General features: G+C 65.5%; 12 protein-coding genes and 1 pseudogene. 4 read left to right on the forward strand and 9 right to left on the reverse strand.

From position 1 onward, the window contains the following. Positions 1 to 26: 26 nt before the first annotated feature. The 3 genes from EV671_RS18390 to EV671_RS18400 all read right to left on the reverse strand — a co-directional run bounded on the left by EV671_RS18390 (position 27) and on the right by EV671_RS18400 (position 3,698). The gene (locus tag EV671_RS18390) at positions 27 to 1,844 is read right to left on the reverse strand and encodes an acyl-CoA dehydrogenase (protein WP_132574411.1); all 1,818 of its coding nucleotides are present in this window, start codon (positions 1,842 to 1,844) and stop codon (positions 27 to 29) included. A gap of 79 nt (positions 1,845 to 1,923) precedes the next feature. Next, positions 1,924 to 2,856, reverse strand: a complete 933-nt coding sequence (locus tag EV671_RS18395) for an electron transfer flavoprotein subunit alpha/FixB family protein (protein ID WP_132574413.1) — start codon at positions 2,854 to 2,856, stop codon at positions 1,924 to 1,926. 86 nt (positions 2,857 to 2,942) lie between these two features. Further along, a complete protein-coding gene (locus tag EV671_RS18400) occupies positions 2,943 to 3,698 on the reverse strand; it encodes an electron transfer flavoprotein subunit beta/FixA family protein (RefSeq protein WP_132574415.1) in 756 nt (251 codons plus the stop codon). A 173-nt stretch (positions 3,699 to 3,871) separates the two neighbouring features. Here EV671_RS18400 and murI point away from each other — a divergent pair, with 173 nt between their 5' ends. Together murI and EV671_RS18410 are read left to right on the forward strand one after the other, a co-directional pair. Further along, a complete protein-coding gene (gene murI, locus EV671_RS18405; RefSeq protein WP_132574417.1) occupies positions 3,872 to 4,672 on the forward strand; it encodes a glutamate racemase in 801 nt (266 codons plus the stop codon). A gap of 43 nt (positions 4,673 to 4,715) precedes the next feature. After that, positions 4,716 to 4,931, forward strand: a complete 216-nt coding sequence (locus EV671_RS18410) for a putative motility protein (RefSeq protein ID WP_132574419.1) — start codon at positions 4,716 to 4,718, stop codon at positions 4,929 to 4,931. 103 nt (positions 4,932 to 5,034) lie between these two features. Here the strand turns inward: EV671_RS18410 and EV671_RS18415 are convergent, their stop codons facing one another. The 4 genes from EV671_RS18415 to EV671_RS18430 form a co-directional block, all read right to left on the reverse strand. Further along, complete coding sequence (locus tag EV671_RS18415) at positions 5,035 to 5,352, reverse strand: hypothetical protein (protein ID WP_132574421.1); 318 nt, start codon at positions 5,350 to 5,352, stop codon at positions 5,035 to 5,037. A gap of 2 nt (positions 5,353 to 5,354) precedes the next feature. Next, the gene (locus EV671_RS18420) at positions 5,355 to 5,804 is read right to left on the reverse strand and encodes a type II toxin-antitoxin system HicB family antitoxin (RefSeq protein WP_132574423.1); all 450 of its coding nucleotides are present in this window, start codon (positions 5,802 to 5,804) and stop codon (positions 5,355 to 5,357) included. Beyond that, positions 5,801 to 6,058, reverse strand: coding sequence for a type II toxin-antitoxin system HicA family toxin (locus tag EV671_RS18425; RefSeq protein ID WP_132574425.1), 258 nt, complete (start codon positions 6,056 to 6,058; stop codon positions 5,801 to 5,803). The genes EV671_RS18420 and EV671_RS18425 overlap by 4 nt, the downstream gene beginning before the upstream one ends. Before the next feature lie 496 nt (positions 6,059 to 6,554). After that, positions 6,555 to 6,881, reverse strand: coding sequence for a hypothetical protein (locus tag EV671_RS18430; protein ID WP_132574427.1), 327 nt, complete (start codon positions 6,879 to 6,881; stop codon positions 6,555 to 6,557). 178 nt (positions 6,882 to 7,059) lie between these two features. On the opposite strand from EV671_RS18430, the gene EV671_RS26825 reads away from it, so the two are divergent. Further along, positions 7,060 to 7,233, forward strand: coding sequence for a hypothetical protein (locus EV671_RS26825; protein WP_165917636.1), 174 nt, complete (start codon positions 7,060 to 7,062; stop codon positions 7,231 to 7,233). A gap of 277 nt (positions 7,234 to 7,510) precedes the next feature. On the opposite strand, the pseudogene EV671_RS18435 reads toward EV671_RS26825, so the two are convergent. Together EV671_RS18435 and EV671_RS18445 are read right to left on the reverse strand one after the other, a co-directional pair. Continuing rightward, a pseudogene (locus EV671_RS18435) lies at positions 7,511 to 7,615 on the reverse strand (DUF3761 domain-containing protein); the annotation flags it as partial. A 497-nt stretch (positions 7,616 to 8,112) separates the two neighbouring features. Then, on the reverse strand, positions 8,113 to 8,313 hold the full coding sequence (locus tag EV671_RS18445) for a hypothetical protein (protein ID WP_415840442.1): 201 nt from the start codon (positions 8,311 to 8,313) through the stop codon (positions 8,113 to 8,115). Positions 8,314 to 8,522: 209 nt separating this feature from the next. Between EV671_RS18445 and EV671_RS18450 the strand changes: the two genes are divergently transcribed. Then, positions 8,523 to 8,920, forward strand: a 398-nt coding sequence (locus EV671_RS18450; protein ID WP_481404366.1) for an IS21 family transposase, incomplete at its 3' end; no start/stop codon positions are given.

Here is an 8,920-nt window from a genome sequence, read left to right on the forward strand (position 1 = left end):
TGCGCGTGGTCCGACCCGCAAGGTCATCAGAATGCGTCGAGGCTCAGTTCGGTGACGCTGTCGGCGCCATCGACGATGGCGGCACGCAGCGACGCCGTGCGCGGCAGGATGTGCTCGGCGTAGAAGCGTGCGGTCGTGATCTTGGCTTCCATGAAGGCCTTGTCTGTCGCCAACGCGTCTTCCGCCACCATCAACGCACGCGCCAGCTGCCAGCCGGCGACGAGGTTGCCGGCCAGCATCAGATAGGGCACCGAGCCGGCATAGGCGGCGTTCGGGCTGGCCTTGGCGGAGGCTGCGATGAAGTCGACCACGGCGAGGAAGTCCTCGCGCGAGGCACGCAGGGCCTTCAGTACCGCGCGGGCGGCCGCGCTGTCGCGCTTGGCCAGTGCCGCCTCGGTGACTTCGATCTGGCCCGCGATGCCACGCGCCAGCTGGCCGCCGTCACGCGCCGTCTTGCGGCCGACGAGGTCGTTGGCCTGGATGGCCGTCGTGCCCTCGTAAATGGTCAGGATCTTGGCATCGCGGTAGTACTGGGCCGCGCCGGTCTCCTCGATGAAGCCCATGCCGCCGTGCACCTGCACGCCCAGCGACGTGACCTCCAGGCTCATCTCGGTGCTGTAGCCCTTCACCAGCGGCACCATGAAGTCGTAGAAGGCCTGGTTCTGCTTGCGGGCCTCGGCGTCGGGGTGATGGTGGGCCGCGTCGAAGGCCGCAGCGGCCGTGCTCGCCATCGCGCGGCAGCCCTCGGTCAGCGAGCGCATCGTCATCAGCATGCGGCGCACATCGGGGTGGTGGATGATGGCCGCGCTGCCGGCCACGGAACCATCCACGGGGCGCGACTGCACGCGGTCCTTCGCGTAGGCCGCGGCCTTCTGGTAGGCGCGGTCGGCGATGGCGACGCCCTGCAGCCCGACGCCATAGCGGGCCGCGTTCATCATGATGAACATGTACTCGAGGCCGCGGTTCTCCTGGCCGATGAGCTGGCCCACGGCGCCGGGGCCGGCGCCGTTCGCACACATCGCCGCCGTGCCGTCGCCGAACTGCAGCACGGCCGTCGGGCTGGCCTTGATGCCCATCTTGTGCTCGATGGACACGCAGTGCGCGTCGTTGCGCGCGCCCAGCGAGCCATCCGCATTGACGAGGAACTTGGGCACCAGAAACAGGCTGATGCCCTTCACGCCCTCCGGCGCGCCCGCCACGCGGGCCAGCACGAGGTGGACGATGTTCTCGGCCATGTCGTGCTCACCATAGGTGATGAAGATCTTGGTGCCGAAGATCTTGTAGCTGCCGTCAGGCTGGGGCTCGGCGCGCGTGCGCACCAGGGCCAGGTCGGAACCGGCCTGCGGCTCGGTCAGGTTCATCGTGCCGGTCCAGCTGCCGTCCAGCAGCTTGGGGATGAAGGTGGCCTTCTGCACGTCGCTGCCGGCGGTCAGCAGTGCCTCGACGGCGCCGTCGGTCAGCAGCGGGCACAGCGCGAAGCTCATATTGGCCGCCTGCAGCATCTCGGCACAGGCCGCGGCGATGGTCTTGGGCGCGCCCTGTCCACCGAACTCGGTCGGGTGCACCAGGCCCTGCCAGCCGCCTTCGGCATAGGCACGGAAGGCCTGCTTGAAGCCGGGCGTCGTCGTGACGACGCCGTCCTTCCAGCTCGAAGGGTTCTTGTCGCCCTCGAAGTTCAGCGGCGCGATGACGTCCTGCGTCAGCTTGGCACACTCCTCCAGCACGGCACCGGCCGTGTCCAGGCCGAAGTCGGCAAATGCGGGGACTTGATGCGTCAGCGTCTCCAGGCCAGCCAGATGCTGGATGTTGAAGAGCATGTCCTTGACGGGGGCTTGGTAACTCATTTGTTCCTCCTGGTGGAAACAAAAAGGGCGCCGCGACAGTTTCAGTCGGGCGCCCGGCAGTGATCGGCGCTGGGGTTGCTTACAGCGCGGCGACGAGTTCGGGCACGGCCGTGAACAGATCGGCCTCGAGGCCGTAGTCGGCCACCGAGAAGATCGGCGCCTCCGGGTCCTTGTTGATCGCGACGATGACCTTGGAGTCCTTCATGCCGGCCAGGTGCTGGATGGCGCCGGAGATGCCGCAGGCCACGTAGAGCTGGGGCGCGACGATCTTGCCGGTCTGGCCGACCTGCCAGTCGTTGGGTGCATAGCCGGCGTCGACGGCGGCGCGGCTGGCGCCGAGCGCTGCGCCCAGCTTGTCCGCCAGCGGCGTCAGCACTTCCATGAACTTGTCGTTGCTGCCCAGCGCACGGCCGCCCGACACAATGATCTTGGCGGCGGTCAGCTCGGGGCGGTCGCTCTTGGTGACCTCACGGCCGACGAAGCTGCTCTTGCCGGAGTCGGCGGCGGCAGCCACGGTCTCGACGGCGGCAGAGCCACCGCTGGCGGCGGCCGGGTCGAAGCCGGTCGTGCGCACGGTGATGACCTTGGTGGCGTCGGCGCTCTGCACTGTGGCGATGGCGTTGCCGGCGTAGATGGGGCGCTCGAAGGTGTCGGCAGCGACGACCTTGGTGATGTCGCTGATCTGGCCCACGTCCAGCAGCGCAGCGACGCGCGGCGCGACGTTCTTGCCAGCCGCGGTGGCGGGGAAGAGGATATGGCTGTAGCCCGGGGCCAGCGCGATCACCTGCGCGGCGACGTTCTCGGCCAGGCCTTCGGCCAGCGCGGCGGCATCGGCGTGCAGCACCTTGGCGACACCGGCGATCTGCGCAGCGGCCGAGGCGGCGGCGGCGGCGTTGTGGCCGGCCACCAGCACATGCACGTCGCCGCCCAGGGCGGCAGCGGCGGTGACGGTGTTCAGCGTGGCGGACTTCAGGGTGCCGTGGTCGTGTTCGGCAATGACGAGTGCGGTCATCTCAATGTCTCCAAATCCTAGTCAGTTGAGGACAGTGCTGGCGGCTGCGCCGCGAAGGTCTGTCCCGCAAAGTCTTTAAACGGCGCTCAGATGACCTTGGCTTCGGTCTTCAGCTTCGTCACCAGCGTGGCGACATCGGGCACCTTGACGCCGGCGCCACGCTTGGGCGGCTCGCCGACCTTGAGGGTCTTGATGCGCGGCGCCACGTCCACGCCCAGGTCGGCGGGCTTGACGATGTCCAGCGGCTTCTTCTTGGCCTTCATGATGTTGGGCAGCGTGACGTAGCGCGGTTCGTTCAGGCGCAGGTCGGTGGTCACGACGGCGGGCAGGCTCAGGGAGACCGTCTCCAGGCCGCCGTCCACTTCACGGGTCACGCTGACCTTGTCGCCGGCCACTTCGACCTTGGAAGCGAAGGTGCCCTGCGGCATGCCGGTAAGGGCGGCCAGCATCTGGCCGGTCTGGTTGCAGTCGTCGTCGATGGCCTGCTTGCCCAGGATCACGAGGCTCGGGCCTTCCTTGTCGACCAGGGCCTTGAGCAGCTTGGCGACGGCCAGGGGCTGCAGTTCGAGGTCGGCGGGGGTCTCGACCAGGATGGCGCGGTCCGCGCCGATGGCCATGGCCGTGCGCAGCGTCTCCTGGCACTGCGTGACACCGCAGGACACGGCGATCACCTCGGTGACCGCGCCTTTTTCCTTCAGGCGCACGGCTTCTTCGACGGCGATCTCGTCGAAGGGGTTCATCGACATCTTCACGTTGGCGATGTCGACGCCCGTGCCGTCGCTCTTGACGCGCACCTTGACGTTGTAGTCGACGACGCGTTTGACAGGGACCAAGACCTTCATCGAAAACTCCAGCTCGAATTGACGTAAACGTTAATTGGATTCTAAGGGGCGCTCGTCGCGGAGCCATGCCTAAAAAAGCACGATCGTTCTATTCTAGCGATAGGCCGGGTCGCAGCGGGCGAAGTCTTTGTGGGGATGCCTCTCGAAATCGTGAAGCTAGACTGCACGCGCCCATGCAGACTGACTCCCTCACACGCCGCGAGATCGGCGTCTTCGACTCCGGCGTCGGCGGCTTCACGGTGCTGCGCGAACTGCGCGCGCTGCTGCCCAGTGCCCGGCTGCGCTATCTGGCCGACACAGCCTACGCGCCCTATGGCAACCGCAGCCCGGAGGACATCCGCGCGCGCAGCACCGCGATCACCGAGCACCTGATCGAGCAGGGGGCCGAACTCATCGTCATCGCCTGCAACACGGCCACGGCCCACGCCATCGAGGCCCTGCGCGCCCGCTGGCCCGCCCTGCCCTTCGTCGGCACCGAACCGGGTATCAAGCCCGCCGTGGCGGCGACGCGCAACGGCTGCATCGGCCTGCTGGCCACGCCCGCGACCGCCGCGAGCGCACGGCTGCGGGCCCTGATCGAAAGGCATGCCGGGGCGAGCGAGGTCGTCGTGCAAGGCTGCCCGGGCATCGTCGACCACATCGAGGCCGGCGATCTCGACAGCACCGAACTTCGCGCGCTGGTCGCTCACCACTGCGAGCCACTGCGCGCTGCGGGCGTCGACACGGCCCTGCTGGGCTGCACCCACTACCCGCTGATCGAGCCGCTGTGGCAGGCCGCCCTCGGCCCGGGTGTCACGTTGCTGCACATCGAGACCGCCGTCGCCCGCCGCGCCGCTGACCTCTGGGCGCCAGGCCCCGAGTCGCCCGCGCTCCATATCGAAACCAGCGGCGACCCGGCCGCGCTGCGCGCCTGGGTCGAACGCGTGCTGGGCTGGCACGAGCCGAAAGTGCAGCGCTGGCCCGCCGCCTTGTGAATTTGGCGCTCAAGTCGGCGCCGGAACAGCCGATAGGCCGGGAATGGACATCGCCAATTCCGCCAACGTCAGCGCGGCCGTCAGCAACGCATCCAACGGCGCCCCTGGCACCGTTCAAGGCGCGGCCAGCACCCTGGTGCTCAGAAAGGCGCTGGACGTGCAGGCCACAAGCGCCATCGCTCTGCTCAATGCGCTGCCGCAACAGCCGGCCCTGGCGACGCAGGGCAGCGTGGGGCGCAACGTCAACACCTTTGCCTGAGCGGGACGGGCATTGAACAATGCCAGCCAGGCCGCATGGATGCTAGCCATGTGCTATGGAGACGGGTGTTCGTTCCCCCATTTGTTCCCCCACCGCCCTTTCGCTACCCCTTCGAACCTTGCGGTACGTCTTGATGACGATCGCCCACCAAAGACACTTTGCTTGCATCCACGCTGTGCGGTGAAGGAATCGGGACCGCCTGCAGGCTGACGCTTTGCACAAAGACCGCAGCACCTGGATAGGGAGGCTCGTTCGGAACGGGCTGAAAACCTCCGACGGTGATGCCTATGCCGAAGGAGGCTTCATAGAGACCTTCCTTTATTCCGTAGTGCTTGATCAGTACGGTGGTGAGTTCGGCGATCGTCAACGTCTGCTTCGCAGCTTCCTCGGGGGGGTTGGGAGTCTGTTGAGTGTTGCTCATGATCAATGCGTCGCTCGTGCTTGGACTGGGGTGTCCCTGAGAACCACCTCTTGAGCGGTGCCAGACTGCACGTTGACCTGCATCGACTCAATGACGACCTGCGGGACGGCCTTCTGCTCGACGGGCGTCGAGCAGAGCTTGACCACCGACAACTCGTTCAGTGTCATTCCCTTTGCACTGGCTTCCAGCGCCAGGGCCCGATGCTGGTCGGAGGTCATACGGACTTGGAACGCACCGCTGAACGGGCGGTCGGGCTCCTTACCCAACTGCGCGCACATCGCCAGGTAGTCGTCTACCGCCTCCTCAAACGCAGTCTGCAGCCCGTCGACACCTGGGCTGGTGAAAGTAACGAGGTCAAGGACATAAAGCACCTTCCCATGAAGGTACTTCGCCTCGAGGTCGACGTCGATCGACCCGATGTAGCCCCTGTACAGCTTCGTGGCGTTGGTCATTGGATGAAATTCAGTTCAATCAAAAAATCGCGTACCTGCGCGACCGCAGCTTTGTCCATCTCGGGCTGTGGATGCGGCTTGTGCAAGCTAATCACCCGCTGCGACCCAGCGTGAAAGAAACGACAACGTGACCCGGAACCTTGAACCTCCTGGAACCCCATCGAGACCAGCAGCGCCGCCATGTCCGCCCAACGCAAATCGGCGGGCGGCGGGCGGCGGAGCAGCTTCTCGATGGTCTTGTCGTGCTTTCCCATGTAACTTTAGACGGTCGGGCATTGTCAACCAAAAAATAGTTGACGCTGATTTGGGGGGCTTTTCGATTGTTGAGGAAGCGTGAACGTCCGAGTGCTTCGGCACAACTTCGCTTCCCATTTGGTCTTTTCCCGATGATCCACGACGGCGCCCCGTTACCCGGCTCAGGAGCGCGTTAGCCCCCGCACTTCAGGGGGACGCGTGGTCGAATCACTCGCCCTGTACAGAACCTGCAGCTTGTCGCCACCAGTGAAGGGGATCCGCGGAGAGCCTCCGCCCGTGCGTGGGAGCTTGGCCATAGAGTCAGCCACCGCCGTAGGGAATGGCCGCCACGGTCTCAACCACCTGTAAGCGGGAGGCGCGGCCTGGCACCACTGCCGCTGGTGTTGGGGATGCTGAGCACGGTCAGACTCCGGTGACTGGAAGTTCCATGCGTCGGATTCTGCATGTGATTGGAAGGGTAGGACGCCCCGAGTCAGGCGGGCACTGATGTCGGCCTCAGCCACAGCCGTAGATCACATCCTCGAGCTGACGGCGCGTCGCAAGGCCAGTCGCCTGCCGGAGCTCGGGCACGCATGTCTCAGGGTCGGCCATGGCCTGACCTAGGCAGGTCGCCGCAAGGCGCGTCATGCCGGCGTTCAATGCGCCGGCCATCGCCAGGATCTGGTGCACTTCCCAGTCGTCGGGTTCGCGGCCTTCTATCTGCAAAACGTCAGTGAACCGTCTCGCGAAGCCCACCACGAAGGCCTTTTCCTCTGCCTTGTCACCGGACATCTCGACCACGGCGAACTCGCGCGCCAGATTGCCCATCTCCGTTGATTGCATCTGGACCTCCGATGGAAAGGACGGCGACCCTAGCCGACCGCGGCAGGTTTCGCTACCGTCTGAGACATCGCGTCGTGCAGGCGGACTGGCCTCCGGTTGTATTCCGAGAAACGTACGGAACGATTGGCGAAGGTGACGGCTTTCCCGGCACCAACCTAACCCCTGAAAGGTTCCCCCAATGGCATCAAGCCAAGCAGAAAACGCCGCCGACAACCTCCTGGCGGAACTCATCAAGCATCAGCCCGAGCTGTTTCAACTCAGAGACTGCTCCCCAGAAGGAGGAAGGGCCCTCGGCGACGCCATCATCGCGCTCCGCCTGAAGCTGATCGACATGCACCAGTCGCAGGGCTGATGCGAGAGGGCGTCGGGCCACCTGGCGCCCTCTCCTTCAATGACGTTTGAGCGCCCCGTCCACTCATCAGGACATACCCTCGATCCGACAGAAGCCGGCGCAGGCCGTGGTGCAGCGTCTGGCAATGCGTGCTGCCGCCCATGCCCGATGACCGCAACTGCCAGCTGGATGGTTCGCGAGAGCGACCTAATCTGGCAACGGCTCTTGCACGATCGCCTTCCAACGGTCTGAACGCGCTGGCCGAAGCTGCAGGCCGACTGTCAGGGCTGAACCGTCTTCACAGCCACTGCGCGACCCCGCCATGGTGCGAGCAGGTTCCTCGGTGATGCTGGCTGAAGCTGTAGGTGCCGTCCCGGCACTGGGCCGTCGCACCATCAGGCGCAGCATCCCGCCGGTGCTGAGAGAATTGGAATTAGCCAGCATGTTTCACCTCTTCATCAGGTGGGGTCGTTGGTCAGGCCGGCCCAGGGCTCCTACCCCCTGGGTTCGGCCGCTTTGCCTCAGGACCGCTGAGGCGCCGGAGTCAGGTGTCGTAGATCTCTCCATCACCGTCAGGATCGTCGCGATCTGGGTGATCCAATCTGAATTCGTTAAGTTCGGGCAGCGCTGTAACCGGCAGCTCAAACGCACAGTAGCTGCAACGAAGGAATCGGTCGTTCGACGTGAATTCGATGAGATCCGCGGTGCAGCTGGGGCAGGTGAGATCGCCAACCGGACCCGGCTTCCGAGGTTCGGTTTTTGGCGCGTCGACGCGGTAAACCGCGTTGGTGATCGCATGGCCCAACTGGGCGTGAAGCGAACGGCCCGTGGGGCACAGAAACTCGAACCTGTTGAACGATGTCCTTAGCGCGCAGGCCGGGCAGTAAATTGGTCGCATGGTCACGCCGCCCTGAAATCGATCACCTTGGCGCCGGCCTTCAGCTGGTCCAGGTACTCGGCCCAGAGAACCATCATCTGCCGCCGCTGCTCCATGAACTCGGCGCGGTCGTAGGCCATGCCCAGGGGGCCGGACTTGCCGTGCGCGAGCTGAGCCTCGATGACGTCTGGTGACACGCCGGGCAGCCGCTCAACGATGAGCATGCGCGCTGCGTATTCCACGCGATCGCGGACACCGTTCCGCTGTGATGGCGGACAGCATTCCGCTGTGATGGCGGACACCGTTCCACGCTGATGGCGGACAGCATTCCAAACTGATCGCGGACACCGGGAGGGTGTCCTGAGTGACCCAACGAGGCATAGGCTGCCCGGCTTTTTGGCCGGGAGAGGCGATGCCCACACCAAGGGTCCTCATGAGCAAGATCAGACAAGCACTTCAACTGCTGGCCGACGCCAGCCTCAGCACCCGGCAGGTGGCCGCCGCTTTGGGCATCAGCAAGACCACCGTCAGCGAGATCGCGATGTATGCGCGCGACGCCGGCGTTGGGTGGCCCCAGGCGGCCACGCTCAGCGACGAAGAGCTGCAAGCACGGCTGTACCCGCCACCGCGGCCACGCAGCAGCACGCGGCGCGAGCCCGACTACGCATCGCTGCACCAGGAGCTCAAGCGCCCCGGCGTCACGCTGCAGCTGCTGTGGGAGGAGTACAGCGCGGGCGCCGGTGAGGCCGCCTACCGCTACAGCGCCTTCTGCGAGAAGTACCGCGCCTGGGCCAAGGGCCTGAAGCGCTCGATGCGCCAGATCCACCCCGG

It is taken from the genome of Roseateles saccharophilus (assembly GCF_004342485.1).
Classification (GTDB): Bacteria; Pseudomonadota; Gammaproteobacteria; order Burkholderiales; family Burkholderiaceae_C; genus Pelomonas; species Pelomonas saccharophila.

Bases quoted from the DNA above. Each gene is read 5' to 3' on its own strand.
- EV671_RS18390 (WP_132574411.1), bottom strand. From the start codon at position 1,844: ATGAGTTACCAAGCCCCCGTCAAGGACATGCTCTTCAACATCCAGCAT.
- EV671_RS18395 (WP_132574413.1), bottom strand. From the start codon at position 2,856: ATGACCGCACTCGTCATTGCCGAACACGACCACGGCACCCTGAAGTCC.
- EV671_RS18400 (WP_132574415.1), bottom strand. From the start codon at position 3,698: ATGAAGGTCTTGGTCCCTGTCAAACGCGTCGTCGACTACAACGTCAAG.
- murI (WP_132574417.1), top strand. From the start codon at position 3,872: ATGCAGACTGACTCCCTCACACGCCGCGAGATCGGCGTCTTCGACTCC.
- EV671_RS18410 (WP_132574419.1), top strand. From the start codon at position 4,716: ATGGACATCGCCAATTCCGCCAACGTCAGCGCGGCCGTCAGCAACGCA.
- EV671_RS18415 (WP_132574421.1), bottom strand. From the start codon at position 5,352: ATGAGCAACACTCAACAGACTCCCAACCCCCCCGAGGAAGCTGCGAAG.
- EV671_RS18420 (WP_132574423.1), bottom strand. From the start codon at position 5,804: ATGACCAACGCCACGAAGCTGTACAGGGGCTACATCGGGTCGATCGAC.
- EV671_RS18425 (WP_132574425.1), bottom strand. From the start codon at position 6,058: ATGGGAAAGCACGACAAGACCATCGAGAAGCTGCTCCGCCGCCCGCCG.
- EV671_RS18430 (WP_132574427.1), bottom strand. From the start codon at position 6,881: ATGCAATCAACGGAGATGGGCAATCTGGCGCGCGAGTTCGCCGTGGTC.
- EV671_RS26825 (WP_165917636.1), top strand. From the start codon at position 7,060: ATGGCATCAAGCCAAGCAGAAAACGCCGCCGACAACCTCCTGGCGGAA.
- EV671_RS18445 (WP_415840442.1), bottom strand. From the start codon at position 8,313: ATGCTCATCGTTGAGCGGCTGCCCGGCGTGTCACCAGACGTCATCGAG.